The 25,837-nt window shown below is 71.9% G+C and carries 27 protein-coding genes; 17 read left to right on the forward strand and 10 right to left on the reverse strand.

The window, feature by feature from the left end; all coding sequences use genetic code 11:
• Positions 1 to 3: 3 nt before the first annotated feature.
• Positions 4 to 687: a glycerophosphodiester phosphodiesterase family protein gene (locus tag QFZ82_RS34050; protein ID WP_307716781.1), complete on the reverse strand. Its 684-nt coding sequence runs from the start codon at positions 685 to 687 to the stop codon at positions 4 to 6.
• A 314-nt stretch (positions 688 to 1,001) separates the two neighbouring features.
• Here QFZ82_RS34050 and QFZ82_RS34055 point away from each other — a divergent pair, with 314 nt between their 5' ends.
• From QFZ82_RS34055 to QFZ82_RS34075, 5 genes are all read left to right on the forward strand, one after another.
• Positions 1,002 to 2,396 (forward strand): DUF6421 family protein, encoded by a 1,395-nt coding sequence (locus tag QFZ82_RS34055; RefSeq protein WP_307716782.1) that lies wholly within the window; start codon positions 1,002 to 1,004, stop codon positions 2,394 to 2,396.
• 26 nt (positions 2,397 to 2,422) lie between these two features.
• Positions 2,423 to 3,178 (forward strand): SDR family oxidoreductase, encoded by a 756-nt coding sequence (locus tag QFZ82_RS34060; RefSeq protein ID WP_307717926.1) that lies wholly within the window; start codon positions 2,423 to 2,425, stop codon positions 3,176 to 3,178.
• Positions 3,157 to 4,236, forward strand: coding sequence for a low specificity L-threonine aldolase (locus tag QFZ82_RS34065; protein ID WP_307716783.1), 1,080 nt, complete (start codon positions 3,157 to 3,159; stop codon positions 4,234 to 4,236). The genes QFZ82_RS34060 and QFZ82_RS34065 overlap by 22 nt, the downstream gene beginning before the upstream one ends.
• Before the next feature lie 76 nt (positions 4,237 to 4,312).
• Positions 4,313 to 4,915 carry a transglutaminase family protein gene (locus QFZ82_RS34070; RefSeq protein WP_307716784.1) on the forward strand — a complete coding sequence of 201 codons (603 nt, stop codon included), beginning with the start codon at positions 4,313 to 4,315 and terminating at the stop codon, positions 4,913 to 4,915.
• Between the two features lie 11 nt (positions 4,916 to 4,926).
• Complete coding sequence (locus QFZ82_RS34075) at positions 4,927 to 5,619, forward strand: B3/4 domain-containing protein (RefSeq protein ID WP_307716785.1); 693 nt, start codon at positions 4,927 to 4,929, stop codon at positions 5,617 to 5,619.
• Between the two features lie 18 nt (positions 5,620 to 5,637).
• On the opposite strand, the gene QFZ82_RS34080 is transcribed toward QFZ82_RS34075, so the two are convergent.
• Positions 5,638 to 6,360: a 1-acyl-sn-glycerol-3-phosphate acyltransferase gene (locus tag QFZ82_RS34080; RefSeq protein WP_307716786.1), complete on the reverse strand. Its 723-nt coding sequence runs from the start codon at positions 6,358 to 6,360 to the stop codon at positions 5,638 to 5,640.
• Between the two features lie 245 nt (positions 6,361 to 6,605).
• Here QFZ82_RS34080 and QFZ82_RS34085 point away from each other — a divergent pair, with 245 nt between their 5' ends.
• From QFZ82_RS34085 to QFZ82_RS34105, 5 genes are all read left to right on the forward strand, one after another.
• The gene (locus QFZ82_RS34085; RefSeq protein WP_307716787.1) at positions 6,606 to 6,932 is read left to right on the forward strand and encodes a thioredoxin family protein; all 327 of its coding nucleotides are present in this window, start codon (positions 6,606 to 6,608) and stop codon (positions 6,930 to 6,932) included.
• 199 nt (positions 6,933 to 7,131) lie between these two features.
• On the forward strand, positions 7,132 to 7,743 hold the full coding sequence (locus QFZ82_RS34090; protein ID WP_307716788.1) for a flavin reductase family protein: 612 nt from the start codon (positions 7,132 to 7,134) through the stop codon (positions 7,741 to 7,743).
• Positions 7,744 to 7,924: 181 nt separating this feature from the next.
• Positions 7,925 to 8,710, forward strand: a complete 786-nt coding sequence (locus QFZ82_RS34095; RefSeq protein ID WP_307716789.1) for an electron transfer flavoprotein subunit beta/FixA family protein — start codon at positions 7,925 to 7,927, stop codon at positions 8,708 to 8,710.
• Between the two features lie 56 nt (positions 8,711 to 8,766).
• A complete protein-coding gene (locus QFZ82_RS34100) occupies positions 8,767 to 9,729 on the forward strand; it encodes an electron transfer flavoprotein subunit alpha/FixB family protein (RefSeq protein ID WP_307716790.1) in 963 nt (320 codons plus the stop codon).
• A 160-nt stretch (positions 9,730 to 9,889) separates the two neighbouring features.
• On the forward strand, positions 9,890 to 11,185 hold the full coding sequence (locus QFZ82_RS34105; protein WP_307716791.1) for an aldolase: 1,296 nt from the start codon (positions 9,890 to 9,892) through the stop codon (positions 11,183 to 11,185).
• A gap of 89 nt (positions 11,186 to 11,274) precedes the next feature.
• On the opposite strand, the gene QFZ82_RS34110 is transcribed toward QFZ82_RS34105, so the two are convergent.
• A complete protein-coding gene (locus QFZ82_RS34110) occupies positions 11,275 to 12,255 on the reverse strand; it encodes a LacI family DNA-binding transcriptional regulator (protein ID WP_307716792.1) in 981 nt (326 codons plus the stop codon).
• Positions 12,256 to 12,480: 225 nt separating this feature from the next.
• Between QFZ82_RS34110 and QFZ82_RS34115 the strand changes: the two genes are divergently transcribed.
• Positions 12,481 to 13,455, forward strand: coding sequence for an ROK family protein (locus tag QFZ82_RS34115; protein ID WP_307716793.1), 975 nt, complete (start codon positions 12,481 to 12,483; stop codon positions 13,453 to 13,455).
• 134 nt (positions 13,456 to 13,589) lie between these two features.
• Here the strand turns inward: QFZ82_RS34115 and QFZ82_RS34120 are convergent, their stop codons facing one another.
• Complete coding sequence (locus QFZ82_RS34120) at positions 13,590 to 13,769, reverse strand: hypothetical protein (protein WP_307716794.1); 180 nt, start codon at positions 13,767 to 13,769, stop codon at positions 13,590 to 13,592.
• A 165-nt stretch (positions 13,770 to 13,934) separates the two neighbouring features.
• On the opposite strand from QFZ82_RS34120, the gene QFZ82_RS34125 reads away from it, so the two are divergent.
• Positions 13,935 to 14,969: an NUDIX hydrolase gene (locus QFZ82_RS34125; RefSeq protein ID WP_307716795.1), complete on the forward strand. Its 1,035-nt coding sequence runs from the start codon at positions 13,935 to 13,937 to the stop codon at positions 14,967 to 14,969.
• Here QFZ82_RS34125 and QFZ82_RS34130 read toward each other — a convergent pair.
• Together QFZ82_RS34130 and QFZ82_RS34135 are read right to left on the reverse strand one after the other, a co-directional pair.
• Positions 14,943 to 15,650, reverse strand: coding sequence for an MBL fold metallo-hydrolase (locus tag QFZ82_RS34130; RefSeq protein WP_307716796.1), 708 nt, complete (start codon positions 15,648 to 15,650; stop codon positions 14,943 to 14,945). The genes QFZ82_RS34125 and QFZ82_RS34130 overlap by 27 nt on opposite strands.
• 96 nt (positions 15,651 to 15,746) lie before the next feature.
• A complete protein-coding gene (locus QFZ82_RS34135; protein WP_307716797.1) occupies positions 15,747 to 17,111 on the reverse strand; it encodes a dipeptidase in 1,365 nt (454 codons plus the stop codon).
• 146 nt (positions 17,112 to 17,257) lie between these two features.
• Here QFZ82_RS34135 and QFZ82_RS34140 point away from each other — a divergent pair, with 146 nt between their 5' ends.
• On the forward strand, positions 17,258 to 18,490 hold the full coding sequence (locus QFZ82_RS34140; protein ID WP_307716798.1) for a geranylgeranyl reductase family protein: 1,233 nt from the start codon (positions 17,258 to 17,260) through the stop codon (positions 18,488 to 18,490).
• 224 nt (positions 18,491 to 18,714) lie between these two features.
• On the opposite strand, the gene QFZ82_RS34145 is transcribed toward QFZ82_RS34140, so the two are convergent.
• Positions 18,715 to 19,173 carry a nitroreductase family deazaflavin-dependent oxidoreductase gene (locus QFZ82_RS34145; protein WP_307717927.1) on the reverse strand — a complete coding sequence of 153 codons (459 nt, stop codon included), beginning with the start codon at positions 19,171 to 19,173 and terminating at the stop codon, positions 18,715 to 18,717.
• Positions 19,174 to 19,338: 165 nt separating this feature from the next.
• Here QFZ82_RS34145 and QFZ82_RS34150 point away from each other — a divergent pair, with 165 nt between their 5' ends.
• From QFZ82_RS34150 to QFZ82_RS34160, 3 genes are all read left to right on the forward strand, one after another.
• A complete protein-coding gene (locus tag QFZ82_RS34150) occupies positions 19,339 to 20,277 on the forward strand; it encodes a TetR/AcrR family transcriptional regulator (protein ID WP_307716799.1) in 939 nt (312 codons plus the stop codon).
• Positions 20,278 to 20,528: 251 nt separating this feature from the next.
• The gene (locus tag QFZ82_RS34155) at positions 20,529 to 21,758 is read left to right on the forward strand and encodes a sensor histidine kinase (RefSeq protein WP_373429361.1); all 1,230 of its coding nucleotides are present in this window, start codon (positions 20,529 to 20,531) and stop codon (positions 21,756 to 21,758) included.
• Positions 21,755 to 22,420, forward strand: a complete 666-nt coding sequence (locus QFZ82_RS34160; RefSeq protein ID WP_307716801.1) for a response regulator transcription factor — start codon at positions 21,755 to 21,757, stop codon at positions 22,418 to 22,420. The genes QFZ82_RS34155 and QFZ82_RS34160 overlap by 4 nt, the downstream gene beginning before the upstream one ends.
• 67 nt (positions 22,421 to 22,487) lie before the next feature.
• Here the strand turns inward: QFZ82_RS34160 and QFZ82_RS34165 are convergent, their stop codons facing one another.
• Positions 22,488 to 23,969 (reverse strand): MFS transporter, encoded by a 1,482-nt coding sequence (locus tag QFZ82_RS34165; protein WP_307716802.1) that lies wholly within the window; start codon positions 23,967 to 23,969, stop codon positions 22,488 to 22,490.
• 87 nt (positions 23,970 to 24,056) lie between these two features.
• On the opposite strand from QFZ82_RS34165, the gene QFZ82_RS34170 reads away from it, so the two are divergent.
• Entirely contained in the window at positions 24,057 to 24,467 is a 411-nt protein-coding gene (locus tag QFZ82_RS34170) for a MarR family winged helix-turn-helix transcriptional regulator (RefSeq protein WP_307716803.1), read from the forward strand.
• A 189-nt stretch (positions 24,468 to 24,656) separates the two neighbouring features.
• On the opposite strand, the gene QFZ82_RS34175 is transcribed toward QFZ82_RS34170, so the two are convergent.
• Together QFZ82_RS34175 and QFZ82_RS34180 are read right to left on the reverse strand one after the other, a co-directional pair.
• On the reverse strand, positions 24,657 to 25,394 hold the full coding sequence (locus QFZ82_RS34175) for a maleylpyruvate isomerase family mycothiol-dependent enzyme (RefSeq protein ID WP_307716804.1): 738 nt from the start codon (positions 25,392 to 25,394) through the stop codon (positions 24,657 to 24,659).
• 75 nt (positions 25,395 to 25,469) lie between these two features.
• A complete protein-coding gene (locus QFZ82_RS34180; RefSeq protein WP_307716805.1) occupies positions 25,470 to 25,814 on the reverse strand; it encodes an SCO4225 family membrane protein in 345 nt (114 codons plus the stop codon).
• Positions 25,815 to 25,837 lie beyond the last annotated feature (23 nt).

Genomic DNA, 25,837 nt, shown 5'->3' on the forward strand with positions numbered 1-25,837 from the left:
CCGTCACGCGGTGAACCGCCCGGTGCGGCGGATCTCGGGGAAGTCGGTGGTCGCGCCGTCCAGTTCGAGGGCGCGCACCAGCCGCAGGTGCTCCTGGGTGTTGACCACCCAGCCGATCACTCCCAGCCCCGCGCCGTGGGCGCGCTCGACGGTCTCCAGCGTGAGCCTGCGGATGTTCAGCGCGAGCGACGCGGCGCCCACCGCCTTCCCCCGGTCCACGATGTCCGCTTCCCACCGGCTGGCGATCAGCACCGTCCGCACGCCCGGCACCAGAGTGGCCATCTCCGCGACGGCGTCGTCGTGGAAGGACGAGACCTCCACCCGGGGCACCAGGTCGCGGCGCTTCATCACCTCGGCCAGCGCGCGTGCCGCCGCCACGTCCTTGATCTCCGCCTGCAGCGGCGAGCGCACGGCGTCGAGGACCTCCTCGAAGACGGGCACGCGCTCGCCCATGCCCGCGTCGAGCTGACGCAGCTCCGCGAGGGTCTTCTCGGCGATAGGGCCGTTCCCGTCGGTCGTGCGGTCCACGTCGGCGTCGTGCATGACGGCCAGCGCGCCGTCCTTGGTCAGATGCAGGTCCAGTTCGATGGCGTCCATGCCGCACTGCTCGGCGCGGACGAAGGAGCGCAGGGTGTTCTCCGGCTCGACGCCCATGACCCCGCGATGACCGATGGTGAGGAAAGTCAAGATTCTCTCGCTTCCGTCGACGGCGGCTCCCGCGGCCCGGCCCCCGCTCGCCCACGCGGTGGGGGCGCACGCGGGTAAGGACGCAGCCTAACGGCCCCTCCCGCACAGGGGACCGTTCTCGTACGGGGTGTCCGGAAGCTGCCCGTCCGCGTGTCTCCCCAAGTCGCGGACTGTCCGTGATGCCCGCCACTCACCGCAAAAACTTCTGCGATCATGGGGGTGGGACAGGATAATTTCCGATGCCTCCTCTTGTATGGAGGAACGCCGCACCGATACGGTGTCTTGACGCGAGGTTCTCCCGTGAAGGAAGTGGCATGACGGAAATTCTTGTGCAGGACATGGCCGACAAGGGCATATCTCACGACGGGCGGGTGGTCGACCACCCGAGCTGGCCGGTGCTCAAGAATGCCGTCGAAGAGATCCGCCCCTGGCAGTCCAAGGACGGCTCCATCGACTTCGACGCAGAGGGCGCCCCCGCCCGCTCCGACGCCGAGGCCGCCGTCGAGCAGGTCATCGGCGCGGTGGAGGACCTCTCCCTGCTGCTTCCGCACGACGACGCCTACCACCGGGCCCTCGTCGCCGACCTGCGCAAGTGGGCGAAGGACGGCTTCACGGTCCCGGACTTCCTGGACTCGCTGCTCGCCTTCCATCCGGCCGCCGCCCGCGAGGACGGACTGCAGCACCTCGTCGTCTTCCCGATGTACACGCAGAACGGCAACCCGGACCGCAACCTCGAAGCGGTGGTCCTGCGCATGGTCTGGCCCGAGTGGCTCGCCGAGCTGGAGCGCACCCGCTACGACAACCCGCTCTTCTGCGGCATCACCTTCGAGGACTTCACCGCCGGGTACGACACCAACTCGGCCGTCCTCTTCCCGGAGACCATCGCCGTCCGCGAGGCCCCCGAGCGCTTCACCTGGGGCGGCATCTTCTGCGACCGCGAGGCCGCGCGCTTCCGTGCCGTGACCGAGGAGGCCGTGCGCATCCTCGGCCTGGAGCTGCCGGACGACATCCGCGAGATGGTCGGCGACCAGAAGCGCTGCGAGCAGGCGTTCGTGCTGTGGGACATGGTCCACGACCGCACTCACAGCCATGGCGACCTGCCGTTCGACCCGTTCATGATCAAGCAGCGCCAGCCGTTCTGGATGTACGGCCTGGAGGAGCTGCGCTGCGACCTCACCGCGTTCAAGGAGGCCGTCAAGCTGGAGGCCGAGGGCAGCCGGCACGGCCGCGACGTCCAGTACGCCGTCCTCTTCGACCGCATGTTCCGCTTCCCTGTCACGGGTGACCGGACGCGCAACTACGACGGCCTCGGCGGCCAGCTCCTCTTCGCGTACCTCCACAAGCACGACGTGGTGCGCTGGACCGACAACACCCTGAAGATCGACTGGGAGCGGGCGCCGCAGGTCACGAACCAGCTGTGCGCCGAGATCGAGAAGCTCTACCGCGACGGCATCGACCGCCCGAAGCTGGTCCACTGGTTCGCCGCGTACGAGCTGGTCTCCACGTACCTCGCCCCGCACCCGGGCTCCCGCTGGGCCAAGGGCCCCGACGCCCTGGACCTGTCCCAGCCTCCGCGCAAACTGGTGGACGACGTGCTTCCGGACGAGTTTCCGCTGAGCATGTTCTATGAGGCGCTCTCCAAGAAGCTGAAGAACGTGATCGCCTCCACCAAGGGGATCACCGCTGCTTCGGCCGGAGCGGCCGCGTGAGCTCTCGCATCCAGGAGGCGACCACCATGAACGGGAACGGCAACGGCGCGCTCGAAGGCGCGGTCGTGGCGGTGGCCGGTGCGGCCGGCCCCGCCGGACGGGCCACCCTGCTGAGGCTGGCCGAGGCCGGCGCGACCGTCGTCGCCTCCGACGCCGACGCCGAGCGTCTCGCCCAGGCCGTCGACGCCGCGCGGTACGCGCACGGCGGTGCCACGGTCATCGGCGACACCGTCGACCTGCTCGATCTGAACGCCGCCAAGGCGTGGGCGGACAAGACCGAGAAGGAGTTCGGCCGGGTCGACGGGCTGGTGCACCTCGTCGGCGGCTGGCGCGGCAGCGCCGGCTTCACCGAGAGCGACCCGGCCGACTGGGCCCTGCTCGAGAAGCTGCTGATCCGCACGGTCCAGAACACCTCGCTGGCCTTCCACGACGGACTGCTGCGCAGCGACCGCGGCCGCTATGTGCTCATCAGCGCCGCGGGAGCCACCAAGCCCACCGCCGGCAACGCCGCCTACGCCGCCGCAAAGGCCGCCGCCGAGGCGTGGACGCTCGCCGTCGCCGACTCCTTCCGCAAGGCGGGGGGCGATCAGGGCCCGGCGGCAGCGGCTGCCATCCTGGTCGTCAAGGCACTGGTGCACGACGCCATGCGCGCCGAGCGCCCGAATGCGAAGTTCGCGGGCTTCACCGACGTGACGGAGCTGGCAGAGGCCATCGCCGGAGTCTGGGACCGGCCCGCCGAGGAACTGAATGGACAGCGTCTGTGGCTGACCCCCAAACCCTGAAGACCGACGCCCGTCGTCACCACGACCCGTCCGTCCGCGGGTTCGCCAGTGACAACTACGCGGGCGCCCACCCGGAGGTGCTCGCGGCCCTCGCCCTCGCCAACGGCGGCCACCAGGTCGCCTACGGCGAGGACCAGTACACCGAGCACCTCCAGCGGGTCATGCACAGCCACTTCGGGCCGACCGCCGAGGCGTTCCCGGTGTTCAACGGCACCGGCGCCAATGTGACCGCCCTGCAGGCGCTCACGGACCGCTGGGGCGCGGTGATCTGCGCGGAGACCGCGCACATCAACGTGGACGAGGGCGGGGCGCCGGAGCGGATGGGCGGACTCAAGCTGCTCACCGTGCCGACCCCGGACGGCAAGCTCACCCCCGAGCTGATCGACCGGCAGGCCTGGGGCTGGGAGGACGAGCACCGCGCGATGCCCCAGGTCGTCTCGATCACCCAGAACACCGAGCTGGGCACCGTGTACACCGTGGACGAGATCCGCGCCGTCGTCGAGCACGCGCACGGCCTCGGCATGAAGGTCCATCTCGACGGTGCCCGGATAGCCAACGCGGCCGCCTCTCTGGACGTCCCGATGCGGACCTTCACCAACGCGGTCGGCGTCGACGTGCTCACCTTCGGCGGCACGAAGAACGGCATGCTCTTCGGCGAGGCGGTCGTCGTCCTCAACCCGGACGCGGTCAGCCACATGAAGCATCTGCGCAAGATGTCGATGCAGCTCGCCTCCAAGATGCGTTTCCTCTCCGTGCAGTTCGAGGCGCTGCTCGCCAAGGACCTGTGGCTGCGCAACGCCCGCCACTCCAACGAGATGGCGCAGCGGCTCGCCGCGGGTGTGCGCACGGTCGACGGCGTGGAGATCCTCCACGCCGTCGAGGCCAACGCCGTCTTCGCGCGGCTCCCGCAGGACGTGACCCGGCGGCTGCAGGAGCGCTTCCGGTTCTACTTCTGGGACGAGGCGGCCGGGGACGTCCGCTGGATGTGCTCCTTCGACACCACCGAGGACGACGTCGACACGTTCGTCCAGGCGCTGAAGGAAGAGATGGCGCGCTAGACGGGAATTGCATAAGGATGCGGCCAACCGGAAAACCATTGGTTTCCGGTCGGCCGCGCTCTTACGCTCGGTCGTCATGGAACTGATCCAGCAGGTCCCCGAACTGTCGGCGTACCTCGCCGCAGACGCCGCCATCGACCACGGCCATCCACGCGTCCGGGAAACCGCGGCGCAGCTGCGCGCCGATCACCCCGACGCATACTCATACGCCAAGGCGGCGTACGAATTCGTCCGCGACGCCATTCCCCACTCCGCCGACAGCGGCGACAGGCGGGTCACCTGGCGGGCTTCGGACGTGCTCGCGCTGGGTACCGGAATCTGCCACGCGAAGTCCCACGCGCTCGCCGCGCTGCTGCGTGCCGAAGGCATCCCCACGGCCCTCTGCTACCAGCGCCTCACGGACGACGACGGCTCGAACCCGATGGTCCACGGACTGGTCGCGATCCCCCTGCCCGGCGCATCGGGCTGGGCGCGCCAGGACCCGCGCGGCAACATCCCCGGGGTCGTCGACGCGCAGTTCTCGACGAACGGGGAGCGTCTGGCCTGGCCCGTACGACCCGAGTGCAGTGAAGTGGACTATCCGATACTCTTTGCTGCACCACATCCGGCGGTCCTCACGGCCCTGCGGACGGCATCCGACCGGCCGGCCCTGTGGCGCACGCTGCCCACGGACATCTGAACGGCGGACCCATGGCACTCTCCCTCACCGTCTCGGACGAGGTGCGCGCCCTCGCGCCCGGCTTCGTCCACGTCGCCGTCGAGGCGCACGGCCTCGTGAACGGCCCGAGCAACGACGACAGTTCGGCGCTGCTGGAGGACGCGGCACGCCGACTCGCCGCCCGTCTCGACGGCCGCGCGCCGCACGAGGACACGCACATGGCGGCCTGGCGCGAGGCTTACACCGCCTTCGGCGCCAAGCCCTCGCGCACCCGCAACTCGGCCGAGGCGCTGGCCCGGCGGGCGCTCGCCGACGGCGGACTGCCCCGCATCAACGCGCTGGTCGACCTCTACAACGCGATCAGCGTCGCCCATCTGATCCCGGTGGGCGGCGAGGACACCGACCGCATCGCCGGCGGCATGCGCCTCGTACGGGCCACGGGCGAGGAGCCGTTCGTCACGGTCGCGGGCGGTGAGGAGGGCGTGGAGCACCCCGACGCGGGCGAGGTCGTCTGGTGCGACGAGGAGGGTGTCACCTGCCGCCGCTGGAACTGGCGCCAGGGCGTGCGCACCCGTCTCACCGAGGACACGGTGAACGCGCTGTTCCTGCTGGAGGGCATGGCCCCGGCGACAGGGGGTGAGCTCGCGGCGGCAGCCGCCGAACTCGCCGAGGGTCTGGAGAAGCTGAGCCCCGGGGCGCGGGTCACGGTCCACGCCCCGCGGTAGGCCCTTAGGGCCGGGGCCTCAGCTGGCCTCGCGGACCTCGGCGGGCGTCGGTGCGGTGCCCCCGAGGTGCGCGGGGACCCACCAGGTGTCGCCCGCGTCCCTGGGGCGTACCGGGTACGCGCGCTGGGCCGCCTCCAGCAGCTCCTGCACACGCTCGCGCAGCCGCCGCGTGAGGGCGCCCGCGTACTGGTCCGTCGGTGCCTCCATGGGCTCGCCGACCCGGATCGTCACCGGGATGTGCGAGCGCTTGAAGTTCCGCGGACGGCCCTTGGTCCACAGTCGCTGCGTACCCCACAGCGCCACCGGGATCAGCGGCACGCCGGCCTCCTGTGCCAGGCGTACGGCGCCCGACTTGAAGGACTTCAGCGTGAACGACTGGGAGATCGTCGCCTCCGGGAAGACGCCCACGATCTCGCCCGAGCGCAGCGAGTCCAGCGCGTGCGCGTAGGCGGCCTCACCCTGTTTGCGGTCCACCGGGATGTGCTTCATCCCGCGCATCAGCGGTCCGGAGACCTTGTGGCGGAAGACCGAATCCTTGGCCATGAAGCGGACCAGGCGCTTCTGGGGCAGCGCGGCGAGCCCGGCGAAGATGAAGTCCAGGTAGCTGATGTGGTTGCTGACCAGGACGGCACCCCCAGAACGCGGAATGTTCTCGGATCCCTGAGTGTCGATCTTCAGGTCGAGCGCCTTGAACATCGTGAGGGCGGCGCCGATGACCGGCCGATAGACGAGCTCTGCCATCTGGGGGGGACCCTTTCGTCATGCCCGGGGAGGGTGCTCCCGGTTGGAAGTTACGCAGCCGTAGGTTTTCGGCATTGGGCCGATCGTCCCCCATGTGGGGCGTGCTGACCAGCCCTGGGGCCCGGGACAGGCGAGATTCTCATCACGTCCGGACCCCCGTCGCCGCCCGTTCACGCCCGTCACGGGGAATCATTGCCTTCCTGCGAACGCTACAGGGGCCGACGACTCGACGGAGGTGGACCGAAGTGCGCGCTCACGACCCGGAACGACGGCTCGGCGCGGCGGAGCTGGGTACGGGGCTCGGGCGGCGGGCGACGCTGGTCCAGTTCTCGACCGCCTTCTGCCAGCCCTGCCGTGCCACGCGCCGCACGTTGTCGGATGTCGCGGGCATGGTCGACGGTGTCGCGCACATCGAGATCGATGCCGAGGAGCGGCTCGCACTCGTGCGGGAACTGGGCATCCGCACGACGCCCACCGTCCTGGTGCTCGACTCCGCCGGGCGTGTCGTCACCCAGGCCTCCGGGGCACCCCGCAAGGCCGACGTCATCGCCGCACTCGGAAGGGCGGTGTGACGCCCCGTGAGCCCGGTCGCACATTCCCGTGCGCGCTTGACTGTACAGGGCAACTGTCGTCAGGCTGACGTCTGTGCCTCCAGTACTCCTTCTCTTCGGTCGGGTCCATGTGGACCTCGTCCGTCATGCGAGCGCGCGCTGTCCGGCTGACGTCGACGCCCCAGCCGCCTAGTTCGCACCCATGCAGAAGGAATCCTCGATGACGGCCCCGACCGATCTCGGCACCTCACCCCTGACCTCCTCCTCCGCCCTCGCCGTCCCCCGGCCCGGGTCCGCTGCGGGCCTCGGGCGCGCACAGCAGTCGCCGGCCGGCCGGCGTGCCGCCTCGCCCGCCTCTCCCGCCGCCGACGAGTTGCTGAAGTCGGTCTTCCGTCAGCACGCCGCCGGCGTCGCGGTGATCACCGCGCAGGGGGAGCGTCCCGTCGGCTTCACCGCCACGTCACTCACCTCCGTGGCCGCCGACCCGCCGCTGATCTCCTTCGGGGTGGGTACCGGATCCTCCAGCTGGCCGGTGGTCGCCGAGGCGGAGTACGTCGGCGTCCACATACTCGGCGAGCACCAGCAGGAGCTGGCCGCCACCTTCGCCCGCAGCGGCGCGGACCGTTTCGCCCCGCCCACCCGCTGGCGCACCGGTCCCGAGGGCGTGCCCGTCCTCGAAGGAGTGGTGGCGTGGCTGGTCGCCCGGGTGGTGGCACGCGTGCCCGCGGGAGACCATCGCCTCGTGATCGCCGAGGTCGTGACCGGGGACCCGGCCGGCGGCGGCCGTCCGCTGCTGTACCACCGGGGTCGCTTCACTGCGCTGCGCGACTGACCTGGCACGCCGTTGTCAAGGTCACAGTTCAAAGCGCTTGCTTAGCGGGAACAACATGGGTGTACTGACGAGTAATATTTCGATCGGAGCGCGGCCCGCCCCGACCGGGATCCGCCCCATCGGACGCCTATGCTGCGTTCACAAGGCAGTCCAGTAGAGACGATGCAGTAGGAGAGCCGGCGTGAGCCTGAGGATCGTTGTCTGTGTGAAGTACGTGCCCGACGCCACCGGCGACCGGCACTTCGCCGATGACCTGACCGTCGACCGCGACGACGTCGACGGCCTGCTGTCGGAGCTGGATGAGTACGCGGTGGAGCAGGCGCTGCAGATCGCGGAAGAGGCTGACGACGCCGAGGTCACCGTGCTGACCGTCGGTCCGGAGGACGCCAAGGACGCGCTGCGCAAGGCCCTGTCGATGGGCGCCGACAAGGCGATCCACGTCGAGGACGACGATCTGCACGGCACCGACGTGATGGGCACCTCGCTGGTGCTGGCCAAGGCGATCGAGAAGGCCGGCTACGACCTGGTCATCGCCGGTATGGCCTCCACCGACGGCACGATGGGCGTCGTTCCGGCGCTGCTGGCCGAGCGTCTGGGCGTCCCGCAGGTGACTCTGCTCTCCGAGGTCTCGGTGGAGGACGGCACTGTGAAGGGCCGCCGTGACGGCGACACCGCCTCCGAGCAGCTGGAGGCGTCGCTGCCGGCCGTCGTGTCGGTGACGGACCAGTCGGGCGAGGCGCGTTACCCGTCCTTCAAGGGCATCATGGCCGCGAAGAAGAAGCCGGTGGAGTCCTGGGACCTGGAGGACCTGGAGATCGACGCCGACGAGGTCGGTCTCGAGGGTGCCTGGACCAAGGTCGACTCGGCCGCGGAGCGTCCGGCCCGTACCGCGGGCACGATCGTCAAGGACGAGGGCGAGGGCGGCAAGCAGCTCGCGGAGTTCCTCGCGAGCCAGAAGTTCATCTAAGGCTTCGGCCACCAACCGCCCCCTTCATACTTCGCAAGCAGGAGAGAAGAAGTCCCATGGCTGAAGTTCTCGTCTACGTCGACCACGTGGACGGTGCCGTCCGCAAGCCCACCCTGGAGCTGCTGACCCTGGCCCGCCGCATCGGCGAGCCCGTCGCCGTCGCGCTCGGCTCCGGTGCCGAGAACACCGCCGCCGCGCTCGCCGAGCACGGCGCGGTAAAGGTGCTGACCGCCGACGCTCCCGAGTTCACCGAGTACCTCGTGGTCCCGAAGGTGGACGCGCTGCAGGCCGCGTACGAGGCCGTCTCCCCGGCCGCCGTGCTGGTCCCCTCCTCCGCCGAGGGCAAGGAGATCGCGGCCCGTCTCGCGGTCCGGATCGGGTCGGGCATCATCACCGACGCCGTCGACCTGGAGGCCGGTGCCGAGGGCCCGGTCGCGACCCAGTCGGCGTTCGCCGCCTCGTTCACCACCAAGTCCCGCATCACCAAGGGCACCCCGGTCATCACGGTCAAGCCCAACAGCGCGGCCGTGGAGGCCGCCCCGGCCGCCGGCACCGTCGAGGCTCTGTCGGTGTCGTTCTCCGAGAAGGCGACCGGCACCAAGGTCACCGCGCGTACCCCGCGTGAGTCGACCGGCCGCCCGGAGCTGACCGAGGCCGCGATCGTGGTCTCCGGTGGCCGTGGTGTCAACGGCGCGGAGAACTTCGCGATCATCGAGGCGCTGGCCGACTCGCTCGGCGCGGCCGTCGGCGCCTCGCGTGCCGCGGTCGACGCCGGCTGGTACCCGCACACCAATCAGGTCGGCCAGACCGGCAAGTCGGTGTCGCCGCAGCTGTACATCGCCTCCGGCATCTCCGGCGCGATCCAGCACCGCGCCGGCATGCAGACCTCGAAGACCATCGTGGCCATCAACAAGGACGCCGAGGCCCCGATCTTCGACCTGGTCGACTACGGCGTCGTCGGCGACCTGTTCGACGTCGTCCCGCAGCTCACCGACGAGGTCAAGTCCCGCAAGGGCTGACCGCACATCTTTCGGCAGGGGCCGCGTGGTGATCTCCACCGCGCGGCCCCTGCCCGTTGTGGCGGACCATTGACGCAGATCACGGGCTCCCGTTAACTTCATTCAACAGAATGTTGATTCCGTGAAGCGGAAAACACGGACACAGGGATCTGCGGAGGGTGTGGGAATGGGTCAGCAGGAGAAGGTGGCGACGAGCCTCGCCGGCGCGGTCAGCGAGGGCATCAGCGCCTCCCTGGCAACGGTGGACGCGGAGCTCGCCCGCCGGTACCCGGGAGACCCCGGCACCCGCCAGCCCGTCCACACCGTCTACGTCCCCGGCGACGTCTTCGCCGCCGACACCGTCCGCACCTGGGGCGACGCCGCCCTTGCGGCGCTCGACGAGCACGCCCCCGACGCCGCCGGCTTCGCCCGGGTCCTCGGCCTGAGTGACGAACTGGCCGAGCCGGTGTACACGCGTGTACGCGCCAAGCTGGAACGCGAGCCGATCGAGGACCTGCGCGTCGACTTCGAGGACGGCTACGGGGGCCGGGACGAGGACGCCGACGCCGCACGCGCCGCCCGGCTGATCTCGGAGGCGTACGCGAAGGGCGCCGCCGCGCCGTACATGGGCATCCGCATGAAGTGCATGGAGGCCGCCGTACGCGACCGGGGCATCCGCACCCTCGACATCTTCCTCACCGGCCTGATGGAGGCGGGCGGCCTGCCCGACGGGCTCGTCCTCACCCTGCCCAAGGTCACGTACATCGAGCAGGTGTCCGCGATGGTGCGGCTCGTCGAGGAGTTCGAGAAGGCCCGCGGCCTGGAGAGCGGCCGCATCGGCTTCGAGATCCAGATCGAGACCAGCCAGTCCATCCTCGGCCCCGACGGCACCGCCACCGTCGCGCGCATGATCGACGCCGCCGAGGGACGGGCCACCGGTCTGCACTACGGCACCTTCGACTACAGCGCCTGTCTCGGCGTCAGCGCCGCCCACCAGGCCAGCGACCACCCCGCAGCCGACCACGCCAAGGCCGTCATGCAGGTCGCCGCGGCCGGGACCGGCGTACGGGTGTCCGACGGCTCCACCAACGTCCTGCCCGTCGGCTCCACCGAGAAGGTCCACGACGCCTGGCGCCTGCACTACGGCCTCACCCGCCGCGCCCTCGCCCGCGCGTACTACCAGGGCTGGGACATGCACCCCGGCCACCTGCCCACCCGCTACGCCGCCGTCTTCGCCTTCTACCGCGAGGGCTTCGAGCAGGCCGCGGCGCGACTGTCCGCCTATGCCACCCAGGCGGGCGGCGACGTCATGGACGAGCCCGCCACCGCCAAGGCTCTCAGCTCCTACCTGCTGCGCGGCATCGACTGCGGCGCCCTCGACACCGCGGAAGTCGCCCGGCTGACCGGTCTCACGCGCGCCGACCTCGACGGCTTCGCGGCGCCCCGGCGCGGGGAGTTGACGGCCACAGCCGAGTAACAGCCTGCACCGGGCGCACCGCTGCCCCCTCAGGCTGTGTGCCGTCACCGTCGCATCTCGGGGGATGCTCCCCGAGCCGTGACGCTGGATCAGGCCGGCGGGGGAATCTCCCCGGAGCCGCGCGGGATCAGGACGGTGTCCAACGTCAGCTGCGCCGGCTCCTCGTTCACTCCGTCCAGCCTGCGGAACAGCCGCTCCGCCGCCGTACGGCCCAGGGCGGCCGCGTCCTGGGCTATGACCGTGATGCCGAGCAGGTCGGCGAGTTCGATGTCGTCGAAGCCGACCAGCGCGACCGGCTCCTCGCGTCCGGCGAGGAGCCGGACGACCGTCACCGTGACCCGGTTGTTGCCCGCGAAGATGGCGGTGACCGGCTCGGGGGCCTCCAATATCGACGTCACCGCGTCCCGGACCCGCTCCGGCGCCGTGGAGCCCAGCGAGACCCAGGAGCCGTCGATCTCCAGACCCGCGTCCTCCATCGCCGCGCGATAGCCGCGCAGTCGCTCGACCGCGGTGTGGATGCGTGGCTGGTCACCGATGAAGGCGATGCGCCGGTGGCCGTGTGCTATCAGATGCGCCACGCCCGCGCGTGCTCCGCCGAAGCTGTCGGACATCACCGTGTCCGCCTCGATCCGGCCGGCCGGACGGTCGACGAACACCGTGGCCACGCCCGCCTTGATCTCCGGCTCCAGGTAGCGGTGGTCGTGACCCGCGGGGATCACGATGAGCCCGTCCACCCGGCGCGCGCACAGTGCGAGCGCCAACTCCTGCTCGCGGTCGGGGTCCTCGGCGCTGGAGCCGTTGATCAGCAGGGCGCCGTGCGCCCGGGCCACCTCCTCCACGGCCCGGCTGAGCGGCCCGTAGAACGGGTCGGCGAGGTCCTCCAGCACCAGGCCGATGGACGCGGTGCGGCCCTTCCGCAGCACCCGCGCACTGTCGTTGCGGCGGAAGCCCAGCGACTCGATGGCCTCCTGCACCCGCCGCTCGGTGTCGGCTGTGACGCCCGGTTCGCCGTTGACCACCCGGGAGACGGTCTTGAGACCCACTCCCGCGCGCGCTGCGACGTCCTTCATCGTCGGCCGATTTCCGTAGCGGGGCTCGGGGCCTCGAGGGCTTCCCGGCGGCTGCGGGGGACGAGTCGTATCGGCCACGGTGAGCTTTCTGTCCGACGGCAGGCGGTCGCGTTCGATGGTATGGGATGGTGTGGCGTCGGGCATAGGGCCTGGACAACGTTGTCAGGGCAATGGAGACTATGGGAATCCGCAGGTCCGACAGTCTCCCCGGGGGATCGCACACCGATGCATACCAGCCTCGTCGCCGCTCTCGACATCGGCGGTACCAAGATCGCCGGCGCGTTGGTCGACGGGGGTGGCGCTCTCCTGCTGCGTACGCAGCGCCCCACGCCGGCCCGGGAGAGCGGTGACGCGGTGATGCGCGCGGTGGAGGGCGTCCTCGCCGAGCTGACGGCGTCGCCGCTGTGGGCGGACGTACGGGCGGTCGGCATCGGCAGCGCGGGGCCGGTGGACCGCTCGGCCGGTACGGTCAGCCCGGTCAACGTCCCCGGCTGGCGCGACTTCCCGCTGGTCGAGCGGGTGTCACGGGCCGTCGGCGGTCTGCCCGTCGAGCTCGTCGGCGACGGCGTCGCGATGACGGCGGCCGAGCACTGGCTGGGCGCGGCCCGGGGATACGACAACGCGCTGTGCATGGTCGTCTCGACCGGCGTCGGCGGCGGTCTGGTGCTCAACGGCCGTCTGCACGCGGGCCCCACGGGCAACGCCGGGCACATCGGCCACATCAGCGTCGATCTGGACGGCGACGCCTGCCCGTGCGGGGCGCGCGGCTGTGTGGAGCGGATAGCCAGCGGCCCCAACATCGCCCGCCGGGCCGTGGAGAACGGCTGGCGTCCCGGTGCCGACGGCGAGGCGACGGCCGCCGCCGTGGCCGAGGCGGCGCGGGCCGGCGACCCGGTCGCGACCGCCTCGTTCGAGCGCGCCGCCCAGGCACTCGCCGCCGGGATCGCCGCCACCGCGACGCTGGTGGAGATCGACATCGCCGTGATCGGCGGCGGTGTCGCGGGCGCGGGGGACGTGCTCTTCACGCCGCTGCGCCGTGCCCTGCGCGACTACGCGACGCTGTCGTTCGTGCAGCGCCTGACGGTGGCACCGGCGCGGATGGGCACGGACGCCGGTCTCGTGGGCGCGGCGGCGGCGGCGCTCACCCTCGGGCGGGCGGCGGACTGGGTGACGCACTCGGGCGCGGCCGGCCCCGTGTAGCTGGGCGCCTCTGTCCGGCGCGACTTCTCGGGCGTGCCGACCGCCGGGGCCCCGGACGACCCAGAGCCGTCACTGCCATCGGCCCCCGGCACCCCCGGGCAGGGGGTCACGGGGGCGCGACGCCCCCGGGACGCTCACCAGGCGCGGTCTCCGTGCTGTTGCCGGGGGACGACCACCAGGAACGCGTCCGACTCCAGGTCCATCACCACCTCGGCCGCCAGCCCCTCGTCCCGGCGGTGCCGGGCGTACTCCTCGGCGGCCCAGCTGCCCCGCGGATCTCCTGCGGGGAACTTCTCCAAAACAGTGCGGCGCATCGCGCACCCCCTTGTCTCTTCCGCTCCAACGACGGTCCTCGGCAGGTGTCACGGGCAACGGCCCGGCCACAGTTCCGTCCCCGATCAGCCAACCCGTTCCGGCCGGGGGTTTCCGTGGCAGGGTGATGCGGGCAAGCCACTGTGGGCAACGGAAGAGGGGGACCCGTGATCGTCTGGATCAACGGTGCGTTCGGAGCGGGCAAGACGACTGCCGCACGCGAACTGATCGATCTGATCCCCAACAGCACACTGTTCGACCCCGAGCTCGTCGGCGCCGGCCTGCGGTACGTGCTGCCGCAGAAGCGTCTCGACGATGTCGCCGACTTCCAGGACCTTCCCATCTGGCGGCGGCTCGTCGTGGACACCGCGGCCGCGCTCCTCGCCGAGCTGGGCGGGGTGCTGGTCGTACCGATGACCCTGCTGCGTCAGGAGTACCGCGACGAGGTGTTCGGCGGGCTCGCCGCCCGGCGCATCCCCGTTCACCATGTGCTGCTGAGCCCGGATGAAACGATCCTGCGCGCACGGATAGCGGGCCGGCCCGTGCCCGACACCCCGGACGGCGACCAGCGCGTCAGGCAGTGGTCGTACGACCGCATCGAGCCCTATCGCGCCGCGCTCGGCTGGATCACCGCCGACGCGCACGTGATCGACACCAGCCGTATCGACCCGCACGAGACGGCCCGGCGCATCGCCGCGGCCGTGCGTTCCGGAGCCGCGGCCGCCTGCGAGATCGTCCAGACGCCCGAACCCACCGCGGAGACCGTCGCCGCGGGCGTGCTCCTTTTCGACGACGAGGACCGGGTGCTGCTCGTCGACCCGACCTACAAGCCCGGATGGGAGTTCCCCGGCGGAGTCGTCGAGCGGGGAGAGCCGCCGGCACGGGCGGGGATGCGGGAGGTCGCCGAGGAACTCGGCCTCGAACTGGCCGATGTCCCACGGCTGCTCGTCGTCGACTGGGAGGCCCCGCGGGCGCCGCGCTTCGGCGGCCTGCGGCTCCTGTTCGACGGCGGCCGGCTCCCGGACGGCGACGCGCGACGCATACGCCTGCCCGGACCGGAGCTGCGCGACTGGCGGTTCGTGGGCGAGCAGGAGGCCGCGCACCTGCTGCCGCCCGCGCGCTACGAACGGCTGCGCTGGGCGCTGCGCGCCCGCGAACGCGGCACCGTGCTCAATCTAGAGGCCGGCATCCCCGTCGGCTGACGCCTCCGCCGCGTCCAGCAGCGCCGCGGTGGCGTTCTCGGTCAGCGGGTCGCCGTGGCCGAAGCAGACCGTCGACGGCGCGAGTGAGGCCAGCCGGCGCATCGACACCTGTGCCGTCGCCCGGTCCACGTTGAACACCCCGAGCATCACCTGCCCGACCCCCGCCACGCAGTCACCGGTGAACAGCACCCCGTGATGCGGCAGATGGATGCCGATCGAGCCGTCGGTGTGACCGGGGGAGTGGACCACGCGCGCACCGCCGCCGAAGTCCAGTACGTCGCCGTCCTCCAGCTCCCGGTCCACCCGGGTCGGCGGCGCGGGCGGCACCGTGAGCCCGTGCTCGTACAGCGGGACCTCCCAGTCCAGCAGTACGGGCTCGGGCACGGGCGCCTCGCCCCGTACGACCGGGGCGTCGAGGCGGTGCGCCAGCACCTCGGCCCCGTACCGTGCGGCCAGTTCGCCGGCCGCCCCCACGTGGTCGCGGTGGCAGTGCGTCAGAACGATCCGCCGCAGGGCCGCCGGATCGAGCCCCGCCCCCCGTATCGCCTCCTCGATCAGCGGCGCGGCGTCCCGGTGGCCCGCGTCGACGAGCGTCAGCTCGTCGCCGTCGCGCCACAGGTAGGCCTGGCCGATCGGGAAGCGGAACATGTGCAGCTGCGGCAGTACCGGGATGAAGTCCATGCGGCGAACGTACGCACAGGAGCACGCCCGCCGCCCGGAACTACGCTGCCGGCGATCTTCGCCGAGCGCGGAATCGCCTCCCCGCCCGGCAGGCAGTCAACTCAGCTTCGACTCGGCGTAGTTCACCAGGAACAGCGCCTCGGCGACCGACAGCCGCTCCAGTTCCTCGGGGGACACGCTCTCGTTCACCGCGTGGATCTGCGCCTCCGGCTCGCTGAGCCCGATCAGCAGGATCTCCGCCTTCGGATACAGCGCGGCGAGCGTGTTGCACAGCGGGATGGAGCCGCCCATCCCGGACGCCTGCATCTCCTCACCCGGGTACGCCACACGCATCGCCTCGGCCATCGACGTGTACGCGGGGCTGGTCACGTCCGCCTGGAACGGCTGGCCCTGGCCCACCTGCTCCAGCGTCACGCGCGCGTTCCACGGAGTGTGCTTCTCGATGTGCGCGAACAGCAGCTTCGTCGCCTCCGCGGCGTCCTGGCCCGGCGGCACCCGCAGGCTGATCTGCGCCCGCGCGCTCGCCGGGATGGACGGCGTGGCGCCCGCGACAGGGTGGCAGTCGATGCCGATCACGGTGACGGCGGGGCGGGCCCAGATCCGGTCCGCGACCGTGCCGTTGCCGGGCAGGCCGACACCGTCGAGGACCTTCGCGTCCTTGCGGAACTCCTCCTCCGGGTACTGCAGTCCCTCCCACTCGGCCTGCGCGGGAAGGCCGTCGATCACCGTCGACCCGTCCTCGGCGCGCAGCGAGTCCAGGATGCGGATCAGCGCGGCCAGTGCGTCGGGCGCGGCCCCGCCGAACTGGCCCGAGTGCAGGTTGCCTTCGAGTGTGTCGACCTGGACGCGGACCATGGTCATTCCGCGCAGCGTCGCCGTCACGGTCGGCAGGCCCACCCGGAAGTTCCCGGTGTCGCCGATCACGATCGCATCGGCCGCGAGCAGGTCAGGGTGCTCCTCCGCGTACCGCTCGAGGCCGCCCGTGCCCTGTTCCTCCGAACCCTCCACGACGACCTTCACCGAGACCGGGACGCCGCCGTTCGCCTTGAGGGCGCGCAGCGCGAGCAGATGCATGATGAAGCCGCCCTTGCAGTCGGCCGCACCGCGCCCGTACCAGCGGCCGTTGCGCTCGGTCAGCTCGAACGGCGGGCTCGTCCACGCGGCTTCGTCCAGCTTCGGCTGCACGTCGTAGTGCGCGTACAGCAGAACGGTCGGCGCACCCTCCGGGCCGGGCAGCAGCCCGTACACCGACTGCGATCCGTCCGGGGTCTCGAGGAGCGCGACGTCCTGAAACCCCTCCGCGCGCAACGCGTCCGCCACCCAGACCGCCGCCGCCTCGCACTCGCTGCGCGGCGCCACCGCCTCGTCCGCCACCGACTGGAAGGCCACCAGCTCGGTGAGCTCCGCCTTGGCACGGGGCATCAGCGAGGCGACGGTCTCGGCGATCGGATTCGCGGTCATGGGCACGCTCCTTGTGGGTGCGACGTTGTGCGCTGTGTGTACGGCGAATGTGTGGTCGATCCTCCCACAGGGGGCGGAAGCGGTCTGCGCCGTAGGATGCGGTCGAGAGCACGGGCCATGGGTCGGATCGGGAGCAGAAGTACATCGTGAGCAGCGAGAACGATGCCACCGGAGCAGAGGCGGCACAGGAGCTTGGCGAGGGTCCCGCGTGGGACGTCGTCGTGGTCGGCGCAGGACCCGCCGGAGCCTCGGCGGCGTACGCGGCGGCGGTGAGCGGTCGCAGGGTGCTGCTCCTGGAGAAGGCCGAACTGCCCCGCTACAAGACCTGCGGCGGCGGCATCATCGGCCCCTCGCGCGACAGCCTCCCACCCGGCTTCGAACTGCCCCTGCGCGACAAGGTGCACGCCGTCACCTTCTCGCTGAACGGGAAGTTGGCCCGCACCCGCCGCTCCAAGCGGATGCTCTTCGGTCTGATCAACCGTCCGGAGTTCGACGCCGGTCTGGTCGAGCAGGCGGAGAAGGCGGGCGCGGTCGTGCGCACGGGCGTCACCGTCTCCCGTGTGGAGCAGCACGGTCCCGCCGTCCCCGACCGGCGCACGGTCGCCGTCGTGCTGTCGGACGGCGAGACGGTGCTGGCCCGCGCGGTCGTCGGGGCCGACGGCAGTGCCAGCCGGATAGGCGCTCACGTGGGTGTGAAGCTCGACCAGGTGGACCTCGGCCTGGAGGCGGAGATCCCGGTGCCGGACACCGTCGCGGAGGACTGGGCGGGCCGGGTGCTCATCGACTGGGGACCGATGCCCGGCAGTTACGGCTGGGTGTTCCCGAAGGGCCGGACGCTGACGGTCGGCGTGATCTCGGCGCGCGGCGAGGGCGCCGCGACCAAGCGGTATCTGGAGGACTTCATCGCACGGCTGGGGCTGGCGGGTTTCGAACCCGCCATCTCCTCCGGGCACCTGACGCGCTGCCGCAGCGACGACTCGCCGCTGTCGCGCGGCCGGGTGCTCGTGTGCGGGGACGCGGCGGGACTCCTGGAGCCGTGGACCAGGGAGGGCATCTCCTTCGCCCTCCGGTCCGGGCGGCTCGCGGGGGAGTGGGCGGTGCGGATCGCCGAGGCGCACGACGCCGTGGACGCCCGCAGGCAGGCGCTCAACTACGCGTTCGCCATCAAGGCGGGGCTGGGTGTGGAGATGGCGGTCGGTCGGCGGATGCTCGCCGTCTTCGAACGCAGGCCCGGTCTGCTGCACGCGGCGATCACCGGGTTCCGGCCCGCCTGGACAGCCTTCACCGACATCACGCGCGGGGCGACGACGCTCGCGGGGCTGGTGCGGACGCACTCGCTGGCGCGGCGCGCGCTGGACGTGCTGGACAAGCGCGCGTAGGGGGCATCCGGTCCGGTCGCGCGGCCTCGCGCGGCCGGGTTTCGCGCGGACGGCAGGGGGAGCCGGCTTTCGCGCGCGGCAGGGGCGGGGCCGGGTTTCGCGCGCGGCGAGGGCGGGGCCGGTCGGTGCGGGTGCGGGTGCGGGTGCGGCTGCGGGTGCGGGTGCGGGGCTCTCGGCTCGGAGACCGGGCGCCGCGCGCCCGTGCGACGCCGCCGCGCAGGCGGTCACTTGGTGACCGTGATGCGGAAGACGGGGTGCTTGTGGGCGGCGGCGAGGAGCTCCTCGTCCGTGGAGTCCGCGTTGACGTCCCCGAAGAAGCGGCCGACCTCCCAGCCCCAGCGCTTGAGATACGAACGGAGCAGGTTGGGCTTCTCCTCGTCGGGGAGTTCCGCGGCGGTGAAGTGCTGGGTCCTGCGGCCGACCTGGAGACGGCCGCCGCCGGCCGCGCGCAGGTTGCGGACCCACTGCGAGTGGCCACGGGCGGAGATCAGGTACGGGCCGCCGTCGTAGGGGAGCGGGTTGACCGGTATGCGCCGCCACTCGCCGGTGGTGCGGCCGCGCACGGAGAGCTCCGCGGCGCCCAGGAGGCTGACGCCGCGGCGGGCGAGCCATCCGACGGTGTTGTTGAGGACCGTGTCGAAGCGGTTGGGCTTGATGTAGTGGGCCGGGGCGTGGTGCGGCATGGCCGTGATCTCGCTCTCTGTTCTGGTCGTCACCTATTCGAGAGCACTGCTCTCGCTTAAGAGCAGTGTGCACGGGCTCATGCTCTGAAGCAAGAGCACTGCTCTCTTTTGTGATGCCCGATCTCGTTCATGGTCGGTGCTCCAAAGCGTGACAGACTGTCTCGTATGACGACCGTCCGAGGGGCCAGGGAACGGGCCCGCAGCGAGATCACCGCGGCGATCAAGGAAGAGGCGCGCAGGCAGCTCGCGGCGGAGGGAGCGGCGAAGCTCTCCCTGCGCGCCGTCGCCCGCGAGTTGGGCATGGTGTCCTCCGCGCTCTACCGCTATTTCCCGAGCCGGGACGACCTGCTGACCGCGCTCATCGTCGATGCGTACGACGCGGTGGGGGCGGCCGCGGAGGCCGCGGCCGCGGTGCGCGGTCCGGCGCCCGCCGCACCCGCCGGGCACGCGCCCGCCGTGGCCGGGCGCCCTGACGGCCCCGGCCCTGACGCCGCCACACCCGCCGGGCACGCGCCCACCGCCGCTGCCCGCACCGACGCGCCCGGCCCCGAGGCCACCGCGGCCGCAGGTGTGCTCAGCGACGGCGACGGCGTTGCCGCCGGGGCGGCCGGTGGCAACGCCGGCGTACGCGATCGCACCACCGTGGCGCCGGGGCGGGAGTTCGCGCGGTGGGGCGACGTGTGCCGGGGCGTGCGGGACTGGGCGCTCGCGCATCCACATGAGTACGCCCTGATCTACGGCTCGCCCGTCCCCGGCTACACCGCGCCCCAGGACACGATCGCCCCCGCCTCGCGCGTCGGCGCCGTGTTCATCTCGATCGTCCGCGAAGCCCATCGCACCGAGGGGCTGGCGGTCCCGCCGCTCGGCGGCGGGGTGCGCACCGAGGCCGAACGCGTCGCCGCCGCCTTCGCCCCCGACCTGCCGCCGTCCGTCGTCGCCGCGCTCATCGCCGCCTGGGCGCAGCTGTTCGGGCTGATCTCCTTCGAGCTGTTCGGGCAGTTCGAGCGGGTCGTCGAGGACCGCGACGCGTTCTTCGCGCACGCCGCGGCGCGGCTCGCCGCCGAGGTCGGCCTGCGCCCGGGGCCGGCCGTCGGCACACCGTGACCGCGGCGGCAGGGCGGGGTCTGACGCGCCACCCGCCCCGGTTCGGGATGCTCGGGGCCGGTCCCACGAGTGCAGATGGCGATGCGGCTCTCCGGCAGCGCCGCCTGGTGGACGCCCGAGCCGCTGCGCCGGGTGCCGCGCGCTGCGGCTCGCGGACGCCTCGCACCCGGGTTCGTACTGCACAGGGAGTACGCGTGACCGCCACGCCGGGGTGACGTCCCCGTCCCGCGCCCGGGTCTAGCGTGGCCGGTATGGACGAGCAGCGCGCCCGCGGGTGCGGTGGTCCACCCCGGGCACGGGGCGGACCACCGCTGATGCGTCAGTGGGAGGAACGACGGCGCCGGGCCCGTGTTCCCTGGGTGTCGACCGTGGCGCTGGCCGTCTTCGTCATGGCCGGCACCGGCTTCGCCGCCGAGGGACAGCCCGAGCGGGAACCGCTCGACGCCTTCGCACGCGTCCTGCTCCTGCTCGGCCCCGCGCTGCTCCTGCTGCGCATCCGGTACCCGGTCGTCGCGGTCTCCGGCGTGTGCGCGACCGCCTTCGTGTACTTTGCGGCCGGCTACCCCTACGGCCCGGTCTTCCTCACGATCGCCGTCGGCTGCTTCTCCGCGATCGTCGCCGGGCACCGCCGCGCCGCCTGGTGGTCCATCGGTCTGCTGTGGGCCGGCCACCTGCTGATCGCGCACTGGGTCTACCGCTATCTGCCCCCGGGAGGCGACGACGCCGCCCCCTGGGGCCAGGAGGTCTTCGTCACCGCCTGGGTCGTGGCCGTCGTCGCCGCGTCCGAACTGGTCCGCGTACGGCGCGAGGTCTGGGCCCGGGAGCGCGCCGAACGGGCGGCCGCCGAGAAGCGCCGCGCCGACGAGGAGCGGCTGCGCATCGCCCGCGAGCTCCACGACGTCCTCGCCCACTCCCTCTCCGTCATCAACGTCCAGGCGGGCGTGGGCCTGGCCCTCCTCGACTCCGACCCCGAACAGGCGCGGACCGCGCTGACCACCATCAAGGCCGCGAGCAAGGAGGCCCTCGGCGAGGTGCGCCAGGTGCTGGACACCCTGCGCACCCCCGGCGACGCCCCCCGCGCGCCTGCCCCGGGCCTGGCACGCCTGCCCGAACTCGTCGAGCAGGCGGCGAGCGCCGGACTCACCGTCGACGTCGACACGGCGGGCACCCTGCCCGCGCTCCCGCCCGGCGCGGACCTGGCCGCCTTCCGGATCGTGCAGGAAGCGCTGACGAACGTCGTCCGGCACTCGGGTTCGCGTACCGCCCGGGTGCGCATCGCCTACGCCGCGGGCCGGCTCGACCTGCGGATCGACGACGACGGGCCCGCCACCGGCTCCGATGCCGGGGGCAGCGGCAACGGACTGGCGGGCATGCGGGAGCGGGCCGCCGCCCTGGGTGGCACCATCGAGGCGGGTCCGCGGCCGGACGGCGGCTTCCGGGTCCGCGCCGAACTGCCCGCGCAGCCCAAGGAGACGACGTGATCCGCGTACTGCTCGCCGACGACCAGATGCTGGTGCGGGCCGGTTTCCGGGCGCTGCTCGACGCCCAGCGGGACATCGAGGTCGCCGGGGAGGCGCCGGACGGCGAGGAGGCCGTGCGCCTGGTGGGCGAACTGCGCCCGGACGTGGTCCTGATGGACATCCGTATGCCGTTGCTCGACGGTCTCGCCGCGACGCGCCGGATCACCGGTGACGAGCGCCTGAGGGACGTCAGGGTGGTCATGCTCACCACCTTCGAGCTGGACGAGTACGTCTTCGAGGCGATCCGTTCCGGGGCCTCCGGTTTCCTCGTGAAGGACACGGAACCGGAGGAACTGCTGCGCGCCGTAAGGGCGGTGGTGGAGGGCGACGCGCTGCTGTCGCCGGGCGTCACCCGGCGGCTGATCGCGGAGTTCGCCGCCCGGTCCAGGGCTCCGGCGAAGGCCGAGGGACTCGACGAGCTCACGGAGCGCGAGCGGGAGGTGATGGCGCTGGTCGGCATCGGGCTGTCCAACGAGGAGATCGCGCGCCGCCTGGTCGTCAGCCCGCTCACCGCCAAGACGCATGTGAGCCGGACGATGGTGAAGCTGGGCGCCCGTGATCGGGCCCAACTGGTCGTCCTCGCCTACGAGTCGGGCCTCGTACGGCCCGGCTGGCTGGGCTGAACCGGGAGTCGTGAAGCGGCCGGCGGGCTGGTGCCCGCCGACCGCGTCCCCCGTGGCGGTGTGGCTGTCAGTCGCCGACCTTCACCGGCTCCGGCTCCACAGCCGGAACGGACGTGGCGACGACAACCGACTCCCCGGTGGCGCGTCGCGCACGCAGTCCGGTGAGGGTGATCAGCAGTCCGACGGCCGCGATCGCCGTGACGACCACCAGGCCAGGCCGGAAGCTGTCCAGCACCTCCTGCGCGGAGCGGCCGGTCTCGCCGCCCGCGGTGATCACGGCGGTGACGACGGCCAGGAAGATGGCGCCGCCGACCTGGATCGAGGTGTTCAGCAGACCGGACACCATGCCCTGCTCGTGGTCCTCGACACCGTTGGTGGCCTGGATGTTGAGCGACGGGAAGACCAGTGCGCATGCCGCGCCGAGCAGCAGCATCGACGGCAGGATCACGGCGGCGTACGTGGGCGTCAGGTCGATCTGGAGGAAGAGCGCGTACGCGACGACCAGCAGCGAGAACCCGGCGGCGATCACGCGGGGCGTCCCGAAGCGGTCCACGACCGAGCCGATCTTCGTCGCGGACAGCGCGACCAGCGCGCCCGCGGGCAGGAACGCGAGGGCGGTCTGCAGGGCCGACCAGCCGAGCAGCGACTGCATGTACTGGGTCACCAGGAACTGGAAGCCCACGTACGAACCGAAGAAGAACGCCGCGCCGAGGTTCGCCCGGATCTGGTTGCCGGAGCGCAGCACGCCCAGCCGGATGAGCGGGTGCGCGCTGCGGCGCTCGATGGTGACGAACGCGGCGAGCAGGACGGCGGTGGCGGTGAAGGAGAGCAGCGTCTGCGCGGACGCCCAGCCCACTTCGGGCGCCTGGACGACGGTGAAGACGAGCAGCAGCATCGACAGCGTGCCGGTGACCGCGCCGGGCAGGTCGTAGCCCTTGCCGGAGTCCTCGCGGCTGCTGCGCGGGATCAGCCTGACCCCGGCGACGAGCGCGATCAGCGCGATGGGCGCGGGCAGCAGCATGGTCAGCCGCCAGCTCACCTCGGTCAGCAGCCCGGAGAGCACGAGGCCCATGGAGAAGCCGGTGGCGGCGCAGGTGGTGTAGATCGACAGTGCGCGGTTGCGCTGCGGGCCCTCCTTGAAGGTCGTGGTGATGATCGACAGGCCGGCCGGAGCCGTGAAGGCGGCGCTGAGGCCCTTGATGAAGCGGCTGGCGATCAGCAGCGGGCCGGAGTCGACGAGGCCGCCGAGCAGGGAGGCCAGCGCGAAGACGGCGAGGGCGACGAGGAAGACGCGGCGGCGTCCGAGGAGATCGGCGGCGCGGCCGCCGAGGAGCAGCAGTCCGCCGTAGCCGAGGATGTAGCCGCTGACGATCCACTGCAGGGTCGAGGTGGACAGGTGGAGATCGGTGGCGATGGAGGGCAGCGCGACACCGACCATCGAGACATCGAGGGCGTCGAGGAACATCGCGGCGCAGAGCACGAGCAGGGTGCCCCACAGGCGTGGGCTCCAGCGGTCCTGCGATGTGGGGACGTCGATCGGAGAGGTCATGCGCAGCACACTACATGCACATGCATTGACTGCAAGTGCATTTAATTCCGGTGCAACAATGTGCGTCATTTCTGCTAACGTGCGGTCATGGCTGCGACGAAATCCGAGCGCGTGCTCGTGAAGGAGTGGCGGGACGTCCTCGCGCTGCACGCGCGCACGATGTGCGAGCTCGATCGTGAGCTGCACAGGTTCGGGCTGGGCGCCAGCGATTTCGAAGTGCTGGACGTGCTGGCCGAGTTGGGCGGCGATTACGGGGCGCCGGGCGAGTGCTCGTCCCGTGTCCAGGAGCTGGCCGGCCGCGTGCACCTCAGCCAGAGCGCGCTCTCGCGCCTGATCGCCCGTCTGGAGAAGGACGGACTGGTGACCCGGGGCATGTGCCCCGAGGACCGCCGCGGGGTGCGGGTGGCGCTCACCGAGGAGGGCCGCGCGCGCCATGCCGAGGTGAAGCCGCTGCAGCGCGCGGTGCTGTCGCGCATGCTGCCGGACGCGACGGGCTGAGCTCTGTCGCGCCCTGGCTCCGAGGCACGGTGACCGCGCACGGGTTCCCCCGCCGGCGCAGGCGCGTGTGACAGGGCGGAGGACGCGTGTCCCCGCCGACGCGTCGCCGGACCGGCGTGAACAGCGGCGACGCGGGCGGGGCTCCGGGCGGTCGGGGGACGGGCCCCGACCGGCGGTCGCGCCTAACTGCTAGGCGATACCCGAGGTCTTGCGCCACAGGCGGGCGAGTGCCGCATCGCCGGTGACGGACACGGCGTCCAGGGGCAGCCTGTTCCACAGCGTCAGGTAGAGCCGCTCCGCCGACCCGCTCAGCTCGCAGTCGCACGGACCCTCGCCGCCGCGTTCCGTGCGCGCCGGCTCCTGCGACAGCCGTACGGTCCACACGTCACCCGTGTCCGTGGTCGCGACGCGCAGCACCTTGGGGGTCGCGGTACGCACCCGGCTCTTGCGCCGTGCGTGGAACGCCGCCAGCAGCTCGTCGATCCCGTCCACCGCGAACTCCGCGGCGACCGGCCCGGGTTTCCCGTCCGACGCCGACTCGGCATCCGCCCGGTGCACCGCCGTCTCATGGGCCTGGCGCCGCGCCCAGAAGGCCAGCGGCGAGGGCGCGGGCAGGAACGACCAGCACGCGAGGTCGGCCGGGGCCTCGCTCAGCGCCGCCACCAGCAGCCCGTGCCCCTCTCGGAACCACGCGAGCAGTGCGTCGCCGTCGAGATCGGGCTCCCCGGCTTCCGGGCGGTACGCCGTGTGTCCCTCGGTGACGAACGACGTCGCCCAGCGGTGCACCGTGCCCGTGTGCCGCAGCAGGTCCCGCATCCGCCAGCCCGGACACGTCGGCACGAGGGCCCCGGGGCCGGCCGCATCGGCGGCCGCCGCGAGCAACTGCCCCTCGCGGACCAGGGACTTGATCAGCGCCGCGGTCTCCATGGCGCAGATTCTGCCAGCGCGACGGGATTCGCTCCAGGGCGCCCAGCCCCGAGCCCCGAGCGCCGGCACCGGGCGTCAGGCCCCGTGCGGGCGGGCGGCCTGCGGTCCGTCGCGCAGCAGTCGGACGAACAGGCCCAGCGCGCACGCCTGTACGAGCACCGCGACGACCAGCGCCGGGTAGAGGAACGCGGCGGACTCCGCCACGCCCTCCCCGAACACAGTGCCCAGCGCCATGAGCGCGAAAATCGTCGGCGCGGTCAGCAGGAACAGCCATATGCCGGCCATCGACGCGTCCTCGTGATGCACGAACAACGTGTCGACGGACACGAAGAGGGCCGCTGCGACGACCAGCGCCAGATAGATCCTGGACGCGAGGTTGCCGAAGGTCAGTTGTGCGAGCGAGGTCAGTCGAGCGTGCATGGCCGTCTCCCCTGGTGGTCGTC

The organism is Streptomyces sp. V4I23 (assembly GCF_030817975.1).
In the GTDB taxonomy this organism is placed as follows: domain Bacteria; phylum Actinomycetota; class Actinomycetes; order Streptomycetales; family Streptomycetaceae; genus Streptomyces.

Excerpts from the sequence above, each read along its gene's own strand:
- QFZ82_RS34080 (WP_307716786.1), bottom strand. The coding sequence starts at position 6,360 with ATGGCAGAGCTCGTCTATCGGCCGGTCATCGGCGCCGCCCTCACGATG.
- QFZ82_RS34100 (WP_307716790.1), top strand. The coding sequence starts at position 8,767 with ATGGCTGAAGTTCTCGTCTACGTCGACCACGTGGACGGTGCCGTCCGC.
- QFZ82_RS34075 (WP_307716785.1), top strand. The coding sequence starts at position 4,927 with ATGGCACTCTCCCTCACCGTCTCGGACGAGGTGCGCGCCCTCGCGCCC.
- QFZ82_RS34130 (WP_307716796.1), bottom strand. The coding sequence starts at position 15,650 with ATGGACTTCATCCCGGTACTGCCGCAGCTGCACATGTTCCGCTTCCCG.
- QFZ82_RS34180 (WP_307716805.1), bottom strand. The coding sequence starts at position 25,814 with ATGCACGCTCGACTGACCTCGCTCGCACAACTGACCTTCGGCAACCTC.
- QFZ82_RS34155 (WP_373429361.1), top strand. The coding sequence starts at position 20,529 with ATGGACGAGCAGCGCGCCCGCGGGTGCGGTGGTCCACCCCGGGCACGG.
- QFZ82_RS34120 (WP_307716794.1), bottom strand. The coding sequence starts at position 13,769 with ATGCGCCGCACTGTTTTGGAGAAGTTCCCCGCAGGAGATCCGCGGGGC.
- QFZ82_RS34090 (WP_307716788.1), top strand. The coding sequence starts at position 7,132 with ATGACGGCCCCGACCGATCTCGGCACCTCACCCCTGACCTCCTCCTCC.
- QFZ82_RS34145 (WP_307717927.1), bottom strand. The coding sequence starts at position 19,173 with ATGCCGCACCACGCCCCGGCCCACTACATCAAGCCCAACCGCTTCGAC.
- QFZ82_RS34115 (WP_307716793.1), top strand. The coding sequence starts at position 12,481 with ATGCATACCAGCCTCGTCGCCGCTCTCGACATCGGCGGTACCAAGATC.
- QFZ82_RS34070 (WP_307716784.1), top strand. The coding sequence starts at position 4,313 with ATGGAACTGATCCAGCAGGTCCCCGAACTGTCGGCGTACCTCGCCGCA.
- QFZ82_RS34150 (WP_307716799.1), top strand. The coding sequence starts at position 19,339 with ATGACGACCGTCCGAGGGGCCAGGGAACGGGCCCGCAGCGAGATCACC.
- QFZ82_RS34135 (WP_307716797.1), bottom strand. The coding sequence starts at position 17,111 with ATGACCGCGAATCCGATCGCCGAGACCGTCGCCTCGCTGATGCCCCGT.
- QFZ82_RS34170 (WP_307716803.1), top strand. The coding sequence starts at position 24,057 with ATGGCTGCGACGAAATCCGAGCGCGTGCTCGTGAAGGAGTGGCGGGAC.
- QFZ82_RS34165 (WP_307716802.1), bottom strand. The coding sequence starts at position 23,969 with ATGACCTCTCCGATCGACGTCCCCACATCGCAGGACCGCTGGAGCCCA.
- QFZ82_RS34175 (WP_307716804.1), bottom strand. The coding sequence starts at position 25,394 with ATGGAGACCGCGGCGCTGATCAAGTCCCTGGTCCGCGAGGGGCAGTTG.
- QFZ82_RS34110 (WP_307716792.1), bottom strand. The coding sequence starts at position 12,255 with ATGAAGGACGTCGCAGCGCGCGCGGGAGTGGGTCTCAAGACCGTCTCC.
- QFZ82_RS34055 (WP_307716782.1), top strand. The coding sequence starts at position 1,002 with ATGACGGAAATTCTTGTGCAGGACATGGCCGACAAGGGCATATCTCAC.
- QFZ82_RS34060 (WP_307717926.1), top strand. The coding sequence starts at position 2,423 with ATGAACGGGAACGGCAACGGCGCGCTCGAAGGCGCGGTCGTGGCGGTG.